Source organism: Mycobacterium heidelbergense (assembly GCF_050205645.1).
GTDB lineage: Bacteria > Actinomycetota > Actinomycetes > Mycobacteriales > Mycobacteriaceae > Mycobacterium > Mycobacterium heidelbergense_A.
The window spans coordinates 20,439-39,746 of sequence record NZ_JBNMQT010000017.1 but is presented as its reverse complement, the minus strand read 5'-3'; the positions used below and the strand labels follow the sequence as shown (position 1 = coordinate 39,746).

The window sequence follows — 19,308 nt, the reverse complement described above, 5'->3', positions numbered from 1 at the left end:
CCTGGGCGGCGAGTGTGCGTCCAGGGCGCCCTGGGCGCACACGCGAACCTAGTGGGTGCGCATTCAGCGGCGCTTGCCGCCCCGCTTTTCGCGGACCCGGACATTGATCCGGACCGGGCTGCCCTCGAACCCGAACGTCTCGCGCAGGCGCCGTTCCAGGAACCGTCGATACCCGGCCTCGAGGAAGCCCGTGGTGAACAGCACGAACGTCGGCGGCCGCGCGGTGGCCTGGGTGGCGAACAGGATGCGGGGCTGCTTGCCGCCGCGCACCGGGGGCGGCGTGGCCGCCACCACCTCCTTGATCCACGCGTTCAGCGGGCCGGTGGCGATCCTGGTGTCCCACGACGCCAGCGCGGCCTCCATCGCGGGAACCAGCTTTTGCACCGCCCGACCCGTCTTGGCGGAGATGTTGACCCGCTGCGCCCAGCGCAGCTGCACCAGCTCGCGGTCGATCTCGCGCTCCAGCAGCTCGCGCCGGTCCTCGTCGACCAGATCCCATTTGTTGAATGCCAGCACCAACGCCCGTCCGGCTTCGACGACCATCGACAGCACCCGCAGATCCTGTTCGGTCAGCGGGTCGGACGCATCGATCAACACGATCACCACCTCGGCGGCATCGATCGCCGAGTGGGTGCGCACCGAGGCGTAAAACTCATGCCCACGGGCCTGGCCGACCTTGCGCCGCAAGCCCGCGGTGTCGACGAACCGCCACACCTTGTCGCCCAACTCGATCAGCGAGTCCACCGGATCCACCGTCGTCCCCGCGACCTCGTGCACCACCGAACGCTGGTCGCCCGCAAGCTTGTTCAGCAGCGAGCTCTTGCCGACGTTGGGCTTGCCGACCAGCGCCACCCGCCGGGGACCGCCCGCCGCAGGGGCCGCTTCGGACACCTCGGGCAGCGCGGCGAGCACCTCGTCGAGCAGATCGGCGACGCCGCGACCGTGCATCGCGCTGATCGCGTGCGGCTCCCCCAGCCCGAGCGACCACAACGCCGCCGCGTCGGCCTCGGCCTTCTCGCTGTCAACTTTGTTGGCGGCCAGGAACACCGGCTTACCGGAGCGCAGCAGGATGCGGGCGGCGGCCTCGTCGGCGGCGGTGGCGCCGACGAGCGAGTCGACCACCAAGATCACCGCGTCGGCGGTACGCATGGCCACCGATGCCTGCTCGGCCACCAACTGCTGCAGCCCCTTGGCGTCGGGCTCCCAGCCCCCGGTGTCCTGCACGACAAACCGGCGTCCGGTCCACAGCGCGTCGTAGGACACCCGGTCCCGGGTGACGCCGGGGACGTCCTGCACCACCGCTTCGCGCCGGCCCAGGATCCGGTTCACCAGCGTCGACTTCCCGACGTTAGGGCGGCCCACCACCGCGACGACCGGCGCGGGGCCCGCTGCTTCCTCGACGCCGGATTCGACGAACTCCCAATCGCTTTCGTCGGTCCAGGTGCCGTCCTGGGTCACCGCACTGCCCCGCTTCGCTGCTTGACCAACTCCAGCAGGTGCGCGATGACCTGCGCCTCGGTCATGTCGCTGGTGTCGACGATCAGCGCGTCCGGGGCCGCGCGCAGCGGCGACACCGCCCGGGTGGAATCCAGGTGGTCGCGGCGCCGCACGTCGGCCAAAACACCCTCGTAGTCGTCGACCAGGCCCGCCGCGACGTTCTGGTCGTTGCGCCGCCGGGCGCGGGTTTCGGCCGACGCGGTCAGGAAGATCTTCACCGGTGCGTCGGGCAACACCACCGTGCCGATGTCTCGGCCCTCGACTACGACGTTGCCCGGACCCGCGGCCATGGCCCGCTGCAGCTCGACGAGCCGGGTACGCACCGCGGGAACCGACGACACCGCCGAAACCGCTCGAGTTACCTCGTCACCGCGGATCTCGATCGAAACATCTTCTCCGTCAAGGTAACACGTGATGCGTTCGGGGTCGTAGCTCACCGACAACTGCACCTTAGAGGCGATCTCTCCGACGGCCTCGGCGTCCACGGGCTCGACCTCGGCGCGCAGAACGGCCAGCGTCACGATTCGATACATCGCCCCCGTATCCAGGTAGCGTGCACCCAGTGCCCGCGCCAATCCCCTTGATACCGAGGATTTTCCGGTTCCCGCCGGCCCGTCGATAGCGACGACGACGTCCGCGCTCACAGGCCCACCGCTTTGTACAGCTGCCCGATCTCGTCAAGCCGCAACGCCCGGATGCTGCCCGGACGCTGCTTGCCCAGCGATACCGCGCCGATGTCGGTGCGCACCAGCGACTCCACCGGGAAGCCCGCGGCCCCCAACAGCCGGCGCACAATGCGATTGCGGCCCTCGTGTAACGTCAACCGCACCAACGTCTTTCCCGGGATGGCGTCCACCACACCGAAATCGTCGACGCGCGCGACGCCGTCCTCCAATTCGAGGCCGGCGCGCAACTTCTTGCCCAGCCCGCGCGGGACCGAACCCGTCACCGTCGCCAGGTACGTCTTGGGCACTTCATGGGAGGGATGCATCAGCCGGTGCGCCAGCTCGCCGTCGTTGGTGAGCAGGATCAGCCCCTCGGTGTCGGCATCGAGCCGCCCGACGTGAAAGAGATTCTTGGTGCCGCGCACCTTGCGCTCGACCAGGTCGCCGATGCAGGGCCGGCCGCGATCGTCGGACATCGTCGAGTGCATGCCGCGCGGCTTGTTCAGCGCCAGGTACACCATCGAGTCGTCGAGGACCACCCGAGCGCCGTCGACGCGGATCACCGAAACGTCCGGGTCGACCCGGGTGCCCAACTCGGTCACCACCTGCCCGTCGACCTCGACCCGGCCGTCGATGATCAACTTCTCCGCGGCCCGCCGCGACGCGACCCCGGCCTGGGACAACACTTTTTGTAGACGCGTTCCCCGGGGCTCCTCCGGCTGGACCATCAATCCCGATCCACGTCGAACGACAGTGACTGCTCCGGCGCCTGACCGCCCGCGAGTTTGATGAAACGTGGCTCACTGTCCAGTGATTCGCTGAGGTCCTCGATGGTGTCCACATCCGGCAGCAGCGGCGCGATATCGGGAAGGTCGGCCAGCGACGTCAAACCAAGCCGCTCCAGGAAGAGCTCGGTGGTGGCGAACGTCGTGGCGCCGGTGTCGTCGTCGACGCCCGCCTCGGTGATCAGGCCGCGCGCCAGCAGGGTGCGCATGACGGCGTCGACATTCACGCCGCGCACCGCGCTCACTCGCGCCCGCGTGACGGGCTGGCGATAGGCCACCACCGCCAGCGTCTCCAGCGCGGCCCGGGTGAGTTTGGAGCGCGCGCCGTCCAGCAGCAGCTTCTCCACGTAGGGGGCGAAGCGCGCCCGGGTGTACATCCGCCAGCCCTCGCTGGTTTTTCGCAAGTCGATGCCGCTCTCGCGCTCGGTCAGGTCGTCGGCCATCTGCTGCAGCTTCGCGGCGATGCGGTAGACGGGCTGCTGGGTGGCGGCGGCCAGCGCCTCGACGGTGACCGGGGTGTCGACGACCAGCAGCAGCGCCTCGAGCACGGAGCCGAGTTCCTCGGCGTCCATCGGCGCCGCTTCGGCTATCTCGGGGATGCCGTAGCCGAGGTCGATCTCGGGCAGTTCTTCAGTCACTTATTCGTCCTGCACTTCTACCAGGGCTTCGCTGGCCGGACGTTCGCCGGTCCATGAAATCTGGAGCACGCCAAGCGGCTCTGACTGGTCGAATGCTACCGCCCGGGACCGATACAGTTCGAGCAGCGCCAGGAAGCGCCCCACCACCTCCATCGGCGCCTGACAGTCGGCGACCAGCTCGGAAAACGTCGCCCAGTGACCGGTGCCCCGCGCCTCGAGCATGCTCAGCAATTTTTGGGCCTGCTCGGGCACCGAGATCTGTAGCTCGTGCAGGTGCTCGGTGGCCACCGTCGGCACCGGCCTCGGGGTGAACGCGACCGCGGCGATCTCGGCGAATCGCTCGGCGTCGACGCCGAGCATCACCTCGGGCAGCAGTTCGGTGAACCGGTCCTCGAGGGACACCGCGCGCGGATAGCTGCGCAGTGCCGTGGCCTCCAGCTCGGCGAACATCTCCGCAACGTGCTTGAACGCGCGGTACTGCAGCAGCCGGGCGAACAGCAGGTCGCGGACTTCCAGCAGCGCCAGGTCCTCTTCGTCGTCGATCTGTCCGGCCGGCAGCAGCCGGGCCGCCTTGAGATCGAGCAGCGTCGCGGCCACCACCAGGAACGCCGTCGTCTCCTCCAGCTCCAGCTGGGAACCGATAGCCCGGGTGTAGGCGATGAAGTCGTCGGTGACCTGATGCAGCGCCACCTCGGTCACGTCGAGCCGGTGGGCGAAGATCAGCTGCAGCAGCAGATCGAACGGCCCCTCGAAGTTGGTCAGGCGGACTTGGAAACCAGCCGCGTAGCCGTTCTGCGGTGGCGCCTCACCATTAGCGGTGTCGTTCACGCGCCAAATCGGTCGATGAACTCGCGGGCCAGGGTGCGGTACGCAACGGCGCCCGTCGACTTCGGCGCCCAGGTGGTGATGGGTTCACCCGCCACACTCGTTTCCGGGAAACGCACGGTGCGGGTGATCACCGTGTCGAACACCAGATCGCCGAATCGTTCGACGACGCGAGCCATCACCTCGCGCGCGTTGACGGTACGGGGGTCGTAGCGGGTGAGCAGGATGCCGCTGATTTCCAGCTTCGGGTTGAGTCGATCGCGCACCTTGTCGACGGTATCGGTAAGCAACGCCAGCCCGCGCAGCGAGAAGAACTCGCACTCGGTGGGAATCACCACGCCGTCCGAGCAGGCCAGCCCGTTGACGGTGAGCAGGCCCAGCGACGGCTGGCAGTCGATCAGCACATAGTCGTAGCGGTCCAGCACCGGATGCAGCGCCCGGCCCAGGGTCTGCTCGCGGCCCACCTCGTTGACGAGCTGGATCTCGGCCGCCGACAGGTCGATATTGCTGGGCACCAGGTCCATGTGCTTGATCCGGGTGGAAAGCAGCACGTCGTCGATCGACACGCGCGGCTCCACCAGCACGTTGTGAATGGTCTTTTCCAGCTCGTAGTGCGGGACGCCGAGCCCCGCCGACAGCGCGCCCTGCGGGTCCATGTCGACCAGCAGCACGCGCCGGCCGTACTCGGCGAGCGCGGCGCCCAGGTTGATCGTCGACGTGGTTTTCCCGACACCGCCCTTCTGGTTGCACATCGCGACAACCTTGGCCGGGCCGTGCGAGGTGCGCGGCTGCGGCTCCGGGATCGACCGCGGCGGACGCCCGGTCAGACCGATAGCGATATCGCTGTCGGACGGATCGGTCATCGCCGGTCGAGTGTTCGGGAGGTGAACATCGCAGCAGAGTCTAACGGGTTGACGCGCAGAAACCGGGCGACCCGCGGGCGAGATAACCAGCGAATATGGCCGAATATCGCTGGTAATGGGCACAATAGCGCGCAGCGTTAACACTAGTCACACCAGCAACATTGGCCGGCCATGCCGCCGGCGCCACTATCGTGGATCCCCATGGATCTCAAGCGACGCATACCGCTCCTGCGATGGTCGGTCTGGCGAATGGCCACCGGGACTCGCAACATCCTGACGACGGGCCAGATCGGCGACGGCCGCGAGGCCGCCGCGGTGCAGTACGTCCTGAAGAACGCGAGGGCCGGCGATATCGACGACGTGTTGGCGACGATCGACAAGTTCGCCTACGAGAAGTCGATCCTGATCAACGTCGGCGACGAGAAGGGGCTGTTGCTGGACGCCGCAGTGCGCCGTGCCAATGCCGCGCTCGCGCTGGAGCTGGGCACCTACTGCGGCTACGGGGCGCTGCGGATCGCCAGGGCCGCCCCGAGCGCCAGGGTGTACTCCGTCGAACTCGCCGAGGCCAACGCCATCAACGCCCGCCAGATCTGGGAACACGCCGGCGTGTCCGACCGGGTGACCTGTGTGGTCGGCACCATCGGCGACGGCGGGCGCACCCTGGACCGGCTGGCGAACGAGTATGGATTCACTTCTGGCGCACTCGATTTCGTGTTCCTCGACCATGACAAGGACGCTTACCTGAACGACCTGAAGAGCATCCTCGACCGGGGCTGGCTGCATCCGGGCTCGATCGTGGTCGCCGACAACGTCAGGGTGCCGGGCGCACCGAAATACCGCGAATACATGCGCCAACAGCAGGGCAGTCAATGGAACACCGTCGAGCACAAGGCGCACCTCGAATACCAGTCGATGGTCTCCGACCTGGTGCTGGAATCCGAGCTCTTGGCCTGAATCCCCGCGGGCTTATTGGGCGCGGGGGTGGGCCCCGGCCCACACCTCGCGCAGGGCGTGCACGGTGACCAGCGTGTAGATCTGTGTCGTCGTCACCGAGGCGTGGCCGAGCAGCTCCTGCACCACCCGAACGTCGGCGCCGCCCTCGAGCAGATGGGTGGCGAAGGAATGCCGCAGCATGTGCGGCGACACACCCGAGGTGATCCCCGCGCGCTCGGCCGCGTCCTGCAGCACCTGCCATGCGCTCTGCCGCGACAGCCGGCCGCCGCGCACGTTGAGGAAGATCGCCGCCGTCCCCCGGCCGCGGCGAGCCAGCTCCGGGCGCCCCCGCACCAGGTAGGCGTCCAGCGCCTGCACGGCGGGACGCCCGACCGGCACCAGCCGCTGCTTGCCGCCCTTGCCGCGCAACAACACCGACCTGGCCTGGGTGTCGATGTCGTCGACGTCGAGGCCGACGGCTTCGGAGATCCGTGATCCGGTGGAGTACAACAGCTCTAGCAGCGCGCGGTTGCGCAGCGTCAGCGGACCGTCGGCCGGGCTCTCGCCGCCGGCGGCTCCGAGCAGGGCCAGCACCTGGTCGATGGTCAGGCTTTTCGGCAGCCGGCGGCCCGGCGTCGGTGGGCGGACCGCCCGCGCCACGTCGAGCTCGGCCAGCCCTTCGGCGGCGGCGAAGCGATGCAGACCGCGCACCGCGATCAGCGCCCGCGCGGCCGACACCGCGGACAGCGCCGCCGTCCCGGAATCGGGGTCGCCGCGGCGCAGCGCCACCAGGAACTCGCTGACGTCGTCCTCACCGACTTTCGCCAGATCGTGAATTCCGCGGTCCGACAGGTGTTTCGAGTACCGGCGCAGGTCGCGGCGATACGAGCTCAGCGTGTTGGGCGCCACGCCGCGCTCGATCGTCAGATGATCGAGATAGCCCTGCATCTGAGTCTCTAGCGCCGGCGCCGTCATCCCCCGGCCTTTCGCGCGACGAACGCGCTCGGCTTGTCGATCCAGGGACTGTCCAGCGGACGCGGGTCCGCGAAGCCGTTGGTCACCGCCTGGGCGGCCAAAATCCCCGCCACGGCAATGGCATTGACGATCTCACCGCCGAGCACCTTGCGGGCGGCGTCGGCGAGGGGATACCACTGCAACGTCATGTCGGCTTCTTCGTCGTGCGCCTCGGGCCGGTCCACCTCACTCAGCCCGGTGGCCAGATAGACCCGCACCGACTCGTCGCTGAACCCGGGTGTCGAGTCCAGGTCGACGAGCACCCGCCAGGTGTCGGCCCGCAGCCCGGCCTCCTCCCGCAGCTCCCTGGCGGCGGTCAGATGCGCCGGCTCGCCGTCGACGTCGAGGAGCCCGGCGGGCAGTTCCCACAGCCGCCTGCCGAACGCGTGGCGGTACTGATACACCAGCGGGATGTTGCCGTCGTCGTCCATCGCCAAAACGGCGACCGCGCCGAAGTGCTCGACGACGTCGCGGGTGACGACCTTGCCGCCGGGCATCCGGACCTGGTCGCGGCGCAGCGCGAAAATCTTTCCGGTATGCAGCGTTTCGGATGACGCCGTTTCGAAGACGTGCTCAGCCACGGGTCGCCGGCTCGGGTAACGGCCGCCGCGTGCTGTCTAGATGCTGATCGCCGTTGGACGTGTGCTCGGGGATTTCCACCGGCAGCTGCTCGCCCTTCTTGTAGTCGATGGCCGCCCCGACGAATGCGACGAACAACGGGTGCGGCCGGGTGGGGCGGCTCTTCAGCTCGGGGTGAGCCTGGGTGCCGACGACGAACGGGTGGATGTCTCGTGGGTATTCGACGAACTCCACCAGGTGGCCGTCCGGTGAGGTGCCGGAGAAACGCAGACCGCTTTCGGCGATCCGGTCGCGGTAGGCGTTGTTGACCTCGTAGCGGTGCCGGTGTCGCTCCGATACCTCCGTCGTCCCATACGCTTGGGCCACAATGGAATCCGCCTCCAGGACCGCGGGATACGCGCCCAGCCGCATGGTGCCGCCGAGGTCGGCCTCGCCGGCCACGATCTGTTCCTGGTCGGCCATCGTGGAGATGACGGGATCCGGTGTACCCGCCTCGAATTCGGCCGAGTTGGCCTCCGTGAGACCGACGGAGCGGGCGGCTTCGATCACGATGCACTGCAGGCCCAGGCACAGCCCCAACACCGGCAAACCGCGCGAGCGGGCGTGTTGGATGGCGCCGATCTTGCCCTCGATGCCGCGGATGCCGAACCCGCCGGGAATCAGCACACCGTGCACGTCGCCGAGCGCCGCCGCCGCGCCGGTGGCGCTCTCACACCCGTCGGAGGCCACCCACACCATCTCGACCTTCGCGTGGTGCTTGAACCCGCCCGCGCGCAGCGCCTCGGTGACCGACAGGTAGGCGTCGGAAAGCTCGACATACTTTCCTACCAACGCAATTCGCACCGTCTCGTGTGGCTCGTGCACCCGGCGCAGCAGGTCGTCCCATTCGGTCCAGTCGACGTCGCGGAACGGCAGGTTGAGCCGGCGCACCACGAAGGCGTCGAGTTCCTCGCGGTGCAAGACCTTCGGGATGTCGTAGATCGACGGCGCGTCCGGGGTGGAGATGACGCCGTCGATGTCGACGTCACACATCAGCGCGATCTTGTTCTTCAGGGCTTCGGGGACGTCGCGGTCGCAGCGCAGGATCAGCGCGTCCGGGGTGATACCGATACTGCGCAGCGCGGCCACCGAGTGCTGGGTCGGCTTGGTCTTGAGTTCGCCCGACGGTGCGAGATACGGCACCAGCGACACATGCAGGAAGAAGACGTTCTCCCGGCCCAGGTCGTGGCGGACCTGGCGGGCCGCCTCCAGAAAGGGCTGCGACTCGATATCGCCCACGGTGCCACCGATTTCGGTGATCACGACGTCCGGGCGGTTGCCGTCGGCATCCGGTTCGGCCATCGCCATGATCCGCCGCTTGATCTCGTCGGTGATGTGCGGGATGACCTGAACGGTGTCACCGAGATACTCGCCGCGTCGTTCCTTGGCGATGACGGTCGAATACACCTGTCCGGTAGTAACATTCGCCGAGCCGGACAGGTCGCGGTCCAGGAACCGCTCGTAGTGGCCGACGTCAAGGTCGGTCTCGGCTCCGTCCTCGGTCACGAAGACCTCGCCATGCTGGAACGGGTTCATCGTGCCCGGGTCGACATTGAGATACGGGTCGAGCTTTTGCATCGTCACGTGCAACCCGCGCGCGGTGAGAAGCTGGCCCAGGCTGCTCGCGGTCAGCCCCTTGCCGAGCGACGACGCGACGCCACCGCTGACGAAGAGGTGCTTGGTGGCGGTTTGCGGGTGCTTACGCACTGGCGACCTCCGTGAAGACGGGCAGGGCTTCGACTTTTCTAGCCTTAACCAGCTGGGCCTGCCGACCCACGGAAATCCACCCTAACATCCACCGTGCCGCGCCGCGGGGAACACGCCCGGCGTGCGGACCGGCTACTGAGTGGCTACTGAGGAACGGTGATCGACGTCGCCCCGTGACCGGTGCCGTACTGCCCGACGTGGCCGCCGTTGATCAGGTCATGCAGGCCCAGGATCGCGGTGATGCGCCCGGGCGCGGTGTCGACGTCGTCGACGGTGCTGATCGCCGAGACCATGGCGGCGTCGGCGCGGGCCACCGCGACCGCGGCGCCGCCCGTCGCGGACCCGTCCCGCCCGGCCAGCAGGGTGCCGGCGCCGTGTGGCGCCAGCGCGGTGGCGAATCGCGCGACGCTGACGCCCTGATTGCCGGCGTCCTGGGGCAGTCCGCCGCCGGTCACGACGAGAGCGGCAGTCCCGGCGCCCAGGTGGTCGCTGGGCTGATACGTGATGAAGCCGGTGTCGCGCAGCGAAGCCAGCACGGTGTCGCGCTGTGCGTCGTCCACCGGCGGGATGGCCGGATTGGTGTTGACCAGCAAGGCGATGCCCAACAGGTCGCCGGCCTGCGAGCCCTGGTCGACGAGCTTCGTGCTCAACTGCTGGCCGGCGGGCAGGACCGACGAGTTGACCACCGTGCGGAGCTTCTCCGCGGAGTTGGCGTCGACGAACTCCTGCGTCAGTGACACCGTCCCGGTGACCGTACCGCCGGCCTGGCCGACGATTTTCGACACCGCGGCGACATCGTCATCCCGCGCGTCGGGGGTGCGGAAGACGACCACCGACTTGCCGCCGAGCGCGTCGTGCACTATCCGACCGCCCAGCTGGGTGTCGAAATTGTTTGCCGCACTGAGCTTCTCGTTCAGCACATTCTTTTGGTCGTTGAGCCCGCCGATCTGTGTGAACAGGTCCCGCTTCTCGTCACGCAGGCTGGACAGCAGGGTGTCGGACAGAAAGCCCGAACCCAGCACGACTCCCACGGCCAGCGCCAGGAAGACCGCGGCCAGTGAGAATGCATGTTGGCGTAACGAGATCATGTGCGCACCGTTCTAGGTCACCCACCTCTGCACGGTGAGAGTGAAGTGGTTCCAGTAGTCGGTGATCCAATGCAGCACCAGGCCGTCGGTGCGGGACACCCACAGGGCGACGATGACGGCGATCAGCATCGTCAGCGCCAAGAGCGCGATGGCGCCCGCCGAGATGTGGCTGCGGTACAGCGTGGAAACCGCCTTGGCGTCCACCACCTTCTCCCCCACCCGAAGTCGGGTCAGGAATGTCGACGGGTTGCTTTGCGTGCGGGTGCGATCGAAGAACGTCTCGATGTTGGCGGTGTGGCCGGCCGTCACGAGCAGCGACGCGCCGTGATGATCGGCGAGCAGCAGCGCCAGATCGACCGCCGAGCCCGCGGCCGGAAAGGTCATCGCCCCGACGCCGAGATCCTGAATGCGTTCCAGGCCGGGCGCATGCCCGTCGGCGTCGGCGGGCAACACCACGTGGGCGCCGCACTTCAGCGCCTCGGAGCTGATCTGGTCGGGGTCGCCGACGATGATCTGCGGCCGATATCCCGCCTTGCGCAACACATCCGCGCCGCTGCCGACGCCGATGAGCACCGGCTGGTACTCCTTGATGAACGGTTTGAGAGATCGCAGGTCATCCTCGGCGCTCGGCTCGTCGGCGACGATCACCACGTGCCGGCGACGTAGGTCCACGTCGATATCGGGGATGCCGATGCCGTCGATCAACAGCGGGCTCTCGCTCTTGATGAACTCAATTGTGTTGCCGGCGAACGCCTCCAGGTGGGCGGCCAGTCCACTCTTGGCCTCCCGCATCAGGTCGGCGATGTCGTGGTCGGTGCGCTCGGTGCCGCGGATCAGCCTGCGGTCGCCGGCGTACACGCCGCCCTCGTGCAGGCGAATCTTGGCCCCGTCCTTGACCTTCTTGAAGATGTCGGGTCCGGTCTCGTCGATCAGGGTCACCCCGTTGTTCACCAGCACCTCGGGGCCCATGTTGGGATAGCGGCCCGAGACGGACGGGGATGCGTTGACGACGGCCGCGATGTCGGCTTCCACGAGCGCGTCCGCGGTGATGCGGTCCAGATCCAGGACGTCGAGCACCACGATGTCGCCGGGACACACCCTGCGCAGCAGTCGGTCGATATTGCGGTCAACCCGCGCGGTGCCGGTAAGGCCCGGTCGGGAGGCATTACGAGTTAGCAGGCCTGACATCTTCATGGGGGCGATTCTGTCGGTGAAGCCCGGCCGAGGCGAGGAGGCGCGCCGTAACATCAGCCTCACAAGTTATCTAGAGTCACATCTGTCACAAGCTCATAACAGCTTGGTCGCACCCGGGCCGAAATCAGATCTCGTCGTTTTGAGCGGCGTCCAGCAGTTCGCGGGCGTGTGCGCGGCCGCTGTCGGATTCGCCGAGCCCGGCCAGCATCCGCGCCAGCTCGGCCACCCGATCGTCGCCGGTAACACGCTGCACCACACTTGTCCCCCGTGGCCCGGCGGCATGCACCACCAGGTGCACATCGCCGTAGGCAGCGACCTGCGGCAGGTGCGTCACCACGATGACCTGATGGGTGCGCGCCAGCCGCGCGAGCCGTCGCCCGATCTGAACCGCCGCGCGGCCCCCGACGCCGGCGTCGACCTCGTCGAACACCATGGTGGTGCCCGCCGCCGACGCTGCCAGCACCGCCTCCAGCGCCAGCATCACCCGCGACAACTCGCCGCCGGATGCGCTCTTCGCCAGCGGCAACACCGTCATGCCGCGGTGTGCCGCGAATCCGAACTCGACCTGGTCGACACCATCGCCGCCGGCACGGGCCAGCTCGCCCGACGGCAGCGTCAGGGTGGCGGGATCGTCCTGGTCGGACGCGACATCGGTGGTCACGCCGATGGTGAATTCGGCGTCGCCCATCGCCAGCCCGGCCAGTTCGGCCGTCACCGCTTTGGCGAGCCGCTTGGCGGCCTTGCGGCGAAGATTGCTGAGATCGACTGCGGCATCGCATAGTTCGCGCGCCAGCTCGTCGACCCGGCGTTCCAGCGCAGCGATGCCCTCCTCGGAGACGTCGATTTGCGCCAACCGTTCCCGGGATTCCTGCGCCCATCGCAGCACCCCGTCGATGTCGGCGGCGTACTTGCGGGTCAGCGTGCGCAGCTGGGCCTGACGTGCCAACTTGGACTCCAGCGCGCTGGCGTCCACGGGCAGCTGCTCCAGATAGTCGCCCAGTTCCTGCCCCGCGTCCGTGACGACGGTGAGCGCTTGACTGATCTGCTCGGCCAGCGCCCGCAGCGTGGCGTCGTCGGCGGATTCGAGCGCGGTTCGCGCGCGCCCCAGGCTGTCGACCGCGCTGGAGCCGAACGCGTCCGTGTCGTCCGCGGACAACGCCGTGCGGGCCGCGGCGGCGGCCTCCCGCAGCGTGTCCAGCTCGGAGAGCCGTCGGATGTCGGCGACCAGCGCCTCGTCCTCGGCGGGTTGCGGGTCGACGCTGTCGATCTCGTTGAGCGCGAATTTGAGCCGGTCGGCCTCTTGCGCGAGTTCGCGGGCATGGTCGCGGCGTTCGATGAGGTCGCGTCGCGCCGACAGCCACGCCTCGCGCAGCTTGCGATACCGCTCCAGCGCCGGGCCCGCGGCCGCGAAGCGATCCAGCGCGCCGCGCTGCTCCTCGGGCCGCATCAGCCGCAGCTGGTCGTTCTGCCCGTGCAAGGTGAGCAGCTCGGCGGTGAAGTCGCCCAGCGACTTCGCGGGCACACTGCGACCGCCGAGATACGCCCGCGACGGCCCGTCGCGGCTGACCGAGCGCAGCGCGATCACGCTGCCGTCCTCGTCGCGCTCCGCGCCCAAGGATTCCAGCACGCTGTCCAGTTGCGCGGCCGTCTCGTCATCGAAATCGGTTGTCGTGAAACGGCCTTCGACAACCGCGCGGTCCGCTCCGGATCGCACCCGGGTGGCGTCGGCGCGGGCTCCGCCGAGCAGGTGCAGCCCGGTCACCACCATCGTCTTGCCGGTACCCGTCTCGCCGGTCAACACGGTCAGACCGCGGCCGAACTCTCCGACCGCGACGCTGATGGCGCCCAGCGACTCGATGCGGATTTCAGTCAGCATTGCATCAGCACCGTTGCAGCGCCGTTACTTCCCGCGCCACCCGGTCACCGGCAACCGGAACTTGCGCACCAGGCGGTCCGTGAACGGCGCGCTGTCCAGGCGCGCCCATTTCACCGGTGTGCCGCAACGGGTTACCTCGAGCCGCCCGCCGGCCGGTATTAGCATTTCGCGGCGGCCGTCGCAGAACACGAGGGCGTCATTGCCGCTCGCCTCGATCTCGATCGCGACGGTGGCGTCCGGGCTGGTGACCATCGGTCGGCCGAACAGCGCGTGAGCATTGTTGGGCACCACCAGGATCGCCTCGAGGTCGGGCCACAGCACGGGACCGCCGGCGGAGAACGCATAGGCGGTGGATCCGGTCGGCGTGGAGATCAACACCCCGTCGCAGCCGAACGTCGACACGGGCCGTCCCTCGATTTCGACGACGACGCCCAACACGCCCAGCCGCGGGCCCTTTTCGAGGCTGGCCTCGTTGAGCGCCCACCCCTGGTCGATGATGCGGCCACCCTGGCGCACGACGATGTCGAGCGTCAGGCGCTCCTCGACCCGGTAGGTCCGCGCGATGACATGGTCCAGCACCGTGTCGATGGCCTCGGCCTCGGCCTCGGCCAGGAAGCCGATGCGGCCCAAGTTGACGCCCAGCACCGGAATGCCGACGTTGCGGGCCAATTCGGCGGCACGCAGGAAAGTGCCGTCGCCGCCGAGCACCAGCACCAGCTCGCAGCCCTCGGCGGCGTGCGGGTCGGCGTCGACCACTTCGATTTCGACGCCCATCGCCCGCATGTCGTCGGGCGCCAGGTGCAACGATCCCCGGTCGACGGCCTCGGCGGACAGGACGCGAAGCGCAATGCCGTTGTCGCCCAGCACTTTCTGCACACGCCGCGCGGTCTCGGTCGCTTCGTCGCGCCCGGTGTGGACGATCAGCAGGACGGTACGCTCAGTGGTCATTGCGGGCCCTCCGCGACGGCGCGCCGCACCGCTTCCACCAGCCGATCAGCAGACAGCCCCCGATCGGTCTCGGCGCGCAACCACAAGAAGTATTCGACATTGCCCGCCGGTCCCGGTAGCGGACTGGCCATGACGTCGACGGTGTGCCAGCCCAACTCCCCGGCGCGCCTCGCGACGCCGAGCACCGAGTCGGCACGCAGCCCGGGATCGCGGACCACCCCGCCGGCGCCCACCTGACCCTTCCCCACCTCAAACTGTGGCTTCACCATGGGAACGATATCCGCGCTGGGGCAAGCGCATCCAGCCAGCGCGGGCAACACGGTGGCCAGCGAGATAAACGACAGGTCAGCCACCACCAGGTCGACCTGGCCGCCGATCGCCTCGGGGGATAGCTCGCGGGCGTTGGTCCGCTCGACGACCACCACCCGCGAATCGGAGCGTAGCGACCAGGCCAGCTGGCCGTACCCGACGTCGGCGGCCACCACCTGCGTAGCCCCGCGGTCCAGCAGGACTTCGGTGAACCCGCCCGTCGATGCGCCCGCGTCCAGGCAGCGGCGGCCCGCGACGGGAATGTCGAAGGCATCCAGCGCGCCGATGAGCTTGTGCGCTCCCCGCGACACCCAGGTGCGCTCGCCCTCGTCGGCGACGGTCAACGCCGCGGTGAGTGCGACGGCGGTGCCAGGCTTGACAGCCGGCAGGCCGTCGATGCTGACCTTGCCGGCGCCGATCAGCTCCGCGGCCTGCTGACGAGACCGGGCCAGGCCGCGCCGCACCAGCTCGGCGTCAACGCGGGCGCGTCGAGGCATCGGGGCACTCAGCCCTTCTCCGCGGACTCCAGCGCCTGCAGCAGCACGTCGTGCGCCTCGGAAAGACGGCGGGCGATCTCTTCAAGCTCGGCCAGCGACGGCCCGTTTTCCACGGCCTGTTGGTCCCCCGGATCGGGAAGCTGGGCCAGCAGGGTGTCGATTTCCGCGCGAATCTGTTCAGGATCGATAGTCATCGCGTACCTACGCTAGACCAGAGACCAGCGCCGCAGCGCGTCGCGCGCCCAGTCGTCGGCGGCCTCGATCCGTACGGAATCCGGATCCGGTGCGCTCCACAGTGCGCTGGCGACGGCGCGCACGACCGATAGCCCGTCCCCGTCGTCGTCGCCGTTGGCTGCGACGGTCACCGCCTGCTCGCCGACGTCGACGCGCCAGCCGGCCTGCGGCGCGACCGCGAGCCGGCTCGCGTCGTCGTGTAATGCGCGCAGGTCGTGGCCGATGTAGGTGGGTCGCCGCGCGGGTTCGGCGTGGACGGCGTCTCGCGCGGTGTTGACGCCGGTGAGAACCATCAGGCTGGGCAGTTTGGCGGCGTTGGCGCCCTCGATGTCGGTGTCCAACCGGTCGCCGATCACTAACGCGGCCCGGAAATCGCCGCGCGCCACCGCGTCCGTCATCAGCGTCGGCGCGGGCTTGCCCGCCACGCGGGGTTCGGCGCCGGTGGCCGTCCGCAGCGCGGCCACGAACGACCCGTTCCCGGGCAGCAGGCCCCGCTCGGTGGGCAGCGTGGGGTCGACGTTGGCCGCGACCCAGAGCGCGCCGGCCCGGATGGCCAGCGCCGCCTCGGCGAGATCCGGCCAGGCGATGGTCGTCGAAAGGCCCTGCACGACGGCGACGGGACTGTCCTCGTATTTGCGCACCGGCCGCAGGCCGACCGCGGCGACCTCGTCGGCCAGGGCGTCGGTGCCGACGATCAGGACCGGCGATTCCGCGGGTAGCTCCCCCGCGAGCAGATGGGCGGCGCTTTGGGCGCTGGTGACGATGTCCTCGCCGGTGACGCTGAAGCCGAGCTCGCGCAAGTGCGCCGCGACGTCGTCGGGGCTGCGCGAGGCGTTGTTGGTGACATACAGCTTGCGGCTGCGGACGTCGTCCAGCGACTGCACCGCGCCCCGGGTGGGCTGGGCGCCGCGAAACACGGTCCCGTCCAGGTCTATCAGCAGGCAATCATATTCCTGCGCAAGGGTTTTCACGTCAGCCAAACTCTCAGCCGAGCTCGCTGACGCGGTCCTCGGCGTCGGTGACGCCGTCGGTATCGGCGGCTGCGGAGCGCAAGAACCACCGCAGCGCCTCGTCGTCGCGGCCCAGGGCCAGCAGCGTGTCGGCGTACGCGTAGAACAACCGCGCCGCCGTCGAGCCGGTACGGGTCGGGTCCAGCTGCGGCGTGGACAAGACGGTCAGCGCTTGCTCGAGCTGCCCGAGATCGGAGCGGGCGCCGGCCGCGACGATGCGCAGCTCGTCGGCGTCGTCTCCGCTGAGCTGGGCCGCCTCCGGCCCGCGGGCCAGTTCGAGCGCCCGCTCCGGGCGGCCGAGCCCGCGTTCGCAATCGGCGATCAGCGCGAGCAGCGAGGACTTGCTGCCCATCCTGCGGGCGGCGCGCAATTCGGCGAGCGCCTGGCCCCAATCGCCGCAGTGGTACGCGGCGACTCCGACGGCTTCGCGGATGGCGGCGATCCTGCTGGACCGCGACCGCGCCGCGCGCGCGTGCCGGAGGGCGGCTTCGGGGTCTTCGTCGAGCAGTTCGCCGGCCGCGACCAGATGGCGTGCCACGGCGTCGGCGGTGGCGCGGTCCAAGGTGCTCAGTTCGCGGCGGATTTCGGGTGCGAGTTGCCTCGCGTCCACGCCGGGCGGTATCGGGGGCCCGTCCTGGGATGCGCCGTCCTGGGCCGGGCGGTCCGCCGCAGCGCTCTGCGGTTGGGCCGGGCGCGCCCGCCCCGGTCCTGACCACCGGGATGCCGAGCGCGGCCGTCGCTCCCCGTCTCGGCCATGCCTGTCGTCGACCACGCTGCAAAGGATACGGGCACGCCGAATGTCGTCGGCGGGGCGAACTAGGCCTGCAGCCGCCCGTTCAGCAGCGGTGCCAATACCGCCGGACAGTACGTCGCGATGGCGACGATGGTGAATACGCCGGCCGACTTCTCGGACATCCCTCTCCTGACGGCCATTTCGCGCACGACCGCGTCGAAAGACTCACCCGGCTGAAACAGCATCGGACAGACCGCCTGGCCCGCCGCCGTCGTGCTGACCGGCTGGCTGTAGGGCACGCCGGCGTTGTTCAGCGCCGAGAGAAACGCGTTGCCGAGCATGTCGGCCCGGATCGGGGCCGCTGAGACAGTCGTCGTGGCGAGCAGACCCGCCGCCAACGCGATAAACCGAAGAGCCGCCGCCTGCCGAGTCCCCCGCGCGTAAATCACTGTGACAACAGTGGCCAGCGGAAGTCACGTTTAAAACACGGCGCGATAAAGCTTTGCGCACTAACGCGTTTCGCGACGCGGTTCTAGACCCTTTCTATGCCCGCGACATTGCGCTTGCCGCGGCGCAGCACCAGCCAGCGGCCGTGCAGGAAGTCCGAGCTCTGCGGTACCCATTCGTCGCTGTCGATGCGAACGTTGTTGACCGACACGCCACCCTCGCTGATCGTGCGCCGGGCCGCACCCTTGCTGGCCGAAAGTCCGCTGGCCACCAACAGATCGACGATCCCGTCCGGGGCGCCGGGCTTGAGCTCGGCGACCGACGTCTCGCGCAACGCCGAGGACAGCGTCGCCTCGTCGAGCCGGTCCAGCTCGCCCTGGCCGAAGAGCGCGCGGCTGGCGTGTTCGACGGCCGCGGTGGCGTCCTCGCCGTGCACCAGCACGGTGAGTTCGGTTGCGAGCCGACGCTGCGCGGCGCGTTGTTGCGGACGTTCGGCCGTGGCGAGTTCGAGCTCGGCCAGTTCGTCGGCCGACAGAAAGGTGAACCAGCGCAGGTAGCGGATCACGTCGGCGTCGGCGGTGTTGATGAAGTACTGGTACCAGGCGTAGGGGCTGGTCATCTGCGGGTCGAGCCACAAGCTGCCACCGCCGGTCGATTTGCCGAACTTGGTGCCGTCGGCGGCGGTCACCAGCGGAACCGTGAGCGCATGCACTGTGGCGCCGAGTTTTTGGCGGACCAGGCGGACCCCGGCGATGATGTTGCCCCACTGGTCCGAGCCGCCGATCTGCAGTGTGCAGCCGTGCCGCCGGTGCAATTCGACGTAGTCGTTGGCCTGCAGCAGCATGTAGCTGAACTCGGTGTAGGAGATTCCCTCGCCCTCCAGGCGCCGCCGGATGGTGTCACGGTCCAGCATCACGTTCACCGAGAAGTGCTTGCCGACATCGCGCAGGAACTCCGTCACCGACATCTCGCGCGTCCACTCGAGGTTGTTCTCGACGATCGCGCCGGTGGGTGAGCTGTCGAAGTCGACGAATCGTTCCAGCTGTCCGCGGATCTTTTCGGTCCAGTCGGCGACCGTGTCCGTTTGGTTGAGGGTGCGCTCGCCGGCGTCCCGCGGATCGCCGATCATGCCGGTGGCGCCGCCCGCGAGCACGATGGGCCGGTGGCCGGCGCGCTGGAAGCGCCGCAGCGCCAGCAGCGGCACCAGGTGTCCGGCATGCAGGCTCGGCGCGGTCGGATCGAAACCGGCGTACACCGTCAGCGGTGGGTCCTCGGCCGCCAGCGCGTCGAGGTCGGTGGACTGTGCGATCAGCCCACGCCAGCCCAGCTCGTCGAGGATTCCGGAAGACATCGCGCACGACTTTAGTCGGTCGCGCGCCCACGATTCGCTACCGCGCGGCTATCTAAGGCAAGCTAACTAGGTGGCG

At 68.8% G+C, this 19,308-nt stretch carries 20 protein-coding genes; 1 reads left to right on the top strand and 19 read right to left on the bottom strand.

Translation table 11 applies throughout. The annotated features are described in order from the left end of the window. Positions 1-63 precede the first annotated feature (63 nt). The 6 genes from der to ACQI5H_RS18750 are packed head-to-tail and all read right to left on the bottom strand — an operon-like array spanning position 64 to position 5,273. Positions 64-1,458, bottom strand: a complete 1,395-nt coding sequence (gene der, locus ACQI5H_RS18775) for a ribosome biogenesis GTPase Der (RefSeq protein ID WP_427080828.1) — start codon at positions 1,456-1,458, stop codon at positions 64-66. Next, complete coding sequence (cmk, locus tag ACQI5H_RS18770; RefSeq protein ID WP_427080827.1) at positions 1,455-2,141, bottom strand: (d)CMP kinase; 687 nt, start codon at positions 2,139-2,141, stop codon at positions 1,455-1,457. The genes der and cmk overlap by 4 nt, the downstream gene beginning before the upstream one ends. Continuing rightward, a complete protein-coding gene (locus tag ACQI5H_RS18765; protein ID WP_427080826.1) occupies positions 2,138-2,890 on the bottom strand; it encodes a pseudouridine synthase in 753 nt (250 codons plus the stop codon). The genes cmk and ACQI5H_RS18765 overlap by 4 nt, the downstream gene beginning before the upstream one ends. After that, positions 2,890-3,585 carry an SMC-Scp complex subunit ScpB gene (gene scpB, locus ACQI5H_RS18760; protein WP_427080825.1) on the bottom strand — a complete coding sequence of 232 codons (696 nt, stop codon included), beginning with the start codon at positions 3,583-3,585 and terminating at the stop codon, positions 2,890-2,892. The genes ACQI5H_RS18765 and scpB overlap by 1 nt, the downstream gene beginning before the upstream one ends. Beyond that, positions 3,586-4,413 carry a segregation/condensation protein A gene (locus tag ACQI5H_RS18755; RefSeq protein ID WP_427080824.1) on the bottom strand — a complete coding sequence of 276 codons (828 nt, stop codon included), beginning with the start codon at positions 4,411-4,413 and terminating at the stop codon, positions 3,586-3,588. Continuing rightward, positions 4,410-5,273, bottom strand: coding sequence for a ParA family protein (locus ACQI5H_RS18750; RefSeq protein ID WP_427080823.1), 864 nt, complete (start codon positions 5,271-5,273; stop codon positions 4,410-4,412). Before ACQI5H_RS18750 ends, ACQI5H_RS18755 begins: the two co-directional genes overlap by 4 nt. 201 nt (positions 5,274-5,474) lie before the next feature. On the opposite strand from ACQI5H_RS18750, the gene ACQI5H_RS18745 reads away from it, so the two are divergent. Beyond that, positions 5,475-6,227, top strand: coding sequence for an O-methyltransferase (locus ACQI5H_RS18745; RefSeq protein ID WP_427080822.1), 753 nt, complete (start codon positions 5,475-5,477; stop codon positions 6,225-6,227). 12 nt (positions 6,228-6,239) lie between these two features. On the opposite strand, the gene xerD is transcribed toward ACQI5H_RS18745, so the two are convergent. The 13 genes from xerD to tyrS form a co-directional block, all read right to left on the bottom strand. Further along, complete coding sequence (gene xerD / locus ACQI5H_RS18740) at positions 6,240-7,181, bottom strand: site-specific tyrosine recombinase XerD (protein ID WP_427080821.1); 942 nt, start codon at positions 7,179-7,181, stop codon at positions 6,240-6,242. Further along, positions 7,178-7,801 carry an NUDIX domain-containing protein gene (locus ACQI5H_RS18735; protein ID WP_427080820.1) on the bottom strand — a complete coding sequence of 208 codons (624 nt, stop codon included), beginning with the start codon at positions 7,799-7,801 and terminating at the stop codon, positions 7,178-7,180. Before ACQI5H_RS18735 ends, xerD begins: the two co-directional genes overlap by 4 nt. Continuing rightward, on the bottom strand, positions 7,794-9,545 hold the full coding sequence (locus tag ACQI5H_RS18730; protein ID WP_427080819.1) for a CTP synthase: 1,752 nt from the start codon (positions 9,543-9,545) through the stop codon (positions 7,794-7,796). The genes ACQI5H_RS18735 and ACQI5H_RS18730 overlap by 8 nt, the downstream gene beginning before the upstream one ends. A gap of 143 nt (positions 9,546-9,688) precedes the next feature. Continuing rightward, positions 9,689-10,633, bottom strand: coding sequence for a copper transporter (locus tag ACQI5H_RS18725; protein ID WP_427080818.1), 945 nt, complete (start codon positions 10,631-10,633; stop codon positions 9,689-9,691). A gap of 12 nt (positions 10,634-10,645) precedes the next feature. Then, positions 10,646-11,827, bottom strand: coding sequence for a putative cytokinetic ring protein SteA (gene steA / locus ACQI5H_RS18720; RefSeq protein WP_427080817.1), 1,182 nt, complete (start codon positions 11,825-11,827; stop codon positions 10,646-10,648). A 124-nt stretch (positions 11,828-11,951) separates the two neighbouring features. After that, complete coding sequence (gene recN, locus ACQI5H_RS18715) at positions 11,952-13,703, bottom strand: DNA repair protein RecN (RefSeq protein ID WP_427080816.1); 1,752 nt, start codon at positions 13,701-13,703, stop codon at positions 11,952-11,954. Between the two features lie 24 nt (positions 13,704-13,727). Beyond that, positions 13,728-14,651 carry an NAD kinase gene (locus ACQI5H_RS18710; protein WP_427080815.1) on the bottom strand — a complete coding sequence of 308 codons (924 nt, stop codon included), beginning with the start codon at positions 14,649-14,651 and terminating at the stop codon, positions 13,728-13,730. Further along, positions 14,648-15,457 (bottom strand): TlyA family RNA methyltransferase, encoded by an 810-nt coding sequence (locus ACQI5H_RS18705; RefSeq protein WP_427080814.1) that lies wholly within the window; start codon positions 15,455-15,457, stop codon positions 14,648-14,650. The genes ACQI5H_RS18710 and ACQI5H_RS18705 overlap by 4 nt, the downstream gene beginning before the upstream one ends. 8 nt (positions 15,458-15,465) lie before the next feature. Further along, positions 15,466-15,651, bottom strand: a complete 186-nt coding sequence (locus ACQI5H_RS18700) for a hypothetical protein (protein ID WP_076062180.1) — start codon at positions 15,649-15,651, stop codon at positions 15,466-15,468. Between the two features lie 12 nt (positions 15,652-15,663). Beyond that, the gene (locus ACQI5H_RS18695) at positions 15,664-16,662 is read right to left on the bottom strand and encodes an HAD-IIA family hydrolase (RefSeq protein WP_427080813.1); all 999 of its coding nucleotides are present in this window, start codon (positions 16,660-16,662) and stop codon (positions 15,664-15,666) included. Between the two features lie 13 nt (positions 16,663-16,675). Beyond that, on the bottom strand, positions 16,676-17,473 hold the full coding sequence (locus ACQI5H_RS18690) for a tetratricopeptide repeat protein (protein ID WP_427080812.1): 798 nt from the start codon (positions 17,471-17,473) through the stop codon (positions 16,676-16,678). 44 nt (positions 17,474-17,517) lie between these two features. Beyond that, positions 17,518-17,883, bottom strand: a complete 366-nt coding sequence (locus ACQI5H_RS18685) for a DUF732 domain-containing protein (protein WP_427080811.1) — start codon at positions 17,881-17,883, stop codon at positions 17,518-17,520. An 83-nt stretch (positions 17,884-17,966) separates the two neighbouring features. Next, a complete protein-coding gene (tyrS, locus tag ACQI5H_RS18680) occupies positions 17,967-19,232 on the bottom strand; it encodes a tyrosine--tRNA ligase (protein WP_427080810.1) in 1,266 nt (421 codons plus the stop codon). Positions 19,233-19,308: the final 76 nt, after the last annotated feature.

What these genes read in the sequence shown, in the direction of transcription:
- ACQI5H_RS18725 (WP_427080818.1), bottom strand. Translation starts at nt 10,633, where the DNA reads ATGATCTCGTTACGCCAACATGCATTCTCACTGGCCGCGGTCTTCCTG.
- ACQI5H_RS18765 (WP_427080826.1), bottom strand. Translation starts at nt 2,890, where the DNA reads ATGGTCCAGCCGGAGGAGCCCCGGGGAACGCGTCTACAAAAAGTGTTG.
- ACQI5H_RS18750 (WP_427080823.1), bottom strand. Translation starts at nt 5,273, where the DNA reads ATGACCGATCCGTCCGACAGCGATATCGCTATCGGTCTGACCGGGCGT.
- ACQI5H_RS18745 (WP_427080822.1), top strand. Translation starts at nt 5,475, where the DNA reads ATGGATCTCAAGCGACGCATACCGCTCCTGCGATGGTCGGTCTGGCGA.
- steA (WP_427080817.1), bottom strand. Translation starts at nt 11,827, where the DNA reads ATGAAGATGTCAGGCCTGCTAACTCGTAATGCCTCCCGACCGGGCCTT.
- ACQI5H_RS18700 (WP_076062180.1), bottom strand. Translation starts at nt 15,651, where the DNA reads ATGACTATCGATCCTGAACAGATTCGCGCGGAAATCGACACCCTGCTG.
- tyrS (WP_427080810.1), bottom strand. Translation starts at nt 19,232, where the DNA reads ATGTCTTCCGGAATCCTCGACGAGCTGGGCTGGCGTGGGCTGATCGCA.
- ACQI5H_RS18710 (WP_427080815.1), bottom strand. Translation starts at nt 14,651, where the DNA reads ATGACCACTGAGCGTACCGTCCTGCTGATCGTCCACACCGGGCGCGAC.
- recN (WP_427080816.1), bottom strand. Translation starts at nt 13,703, where the DNA reads ATGCTGACTGAAATCCGCATCGAGTCGCTGGGCGCCATCAGCGTCGCG.
- ACQI5H_RS18705 (WP_427080814.1), bottom strand. Translation starts at nt 15,457, where the DNA reads ATGCCTCGACGCGCCCGCGTTGACGCCGAGCTGGTGCGGCGCGGCCTG.
- xerD (WP_427080821.1), bottom strand. Translation starts at nt 7,181, where the DNA reads ATGACGGCGCCGGCGCTAGAGACTCAGATGCAGGGCTATCTCGATCAT.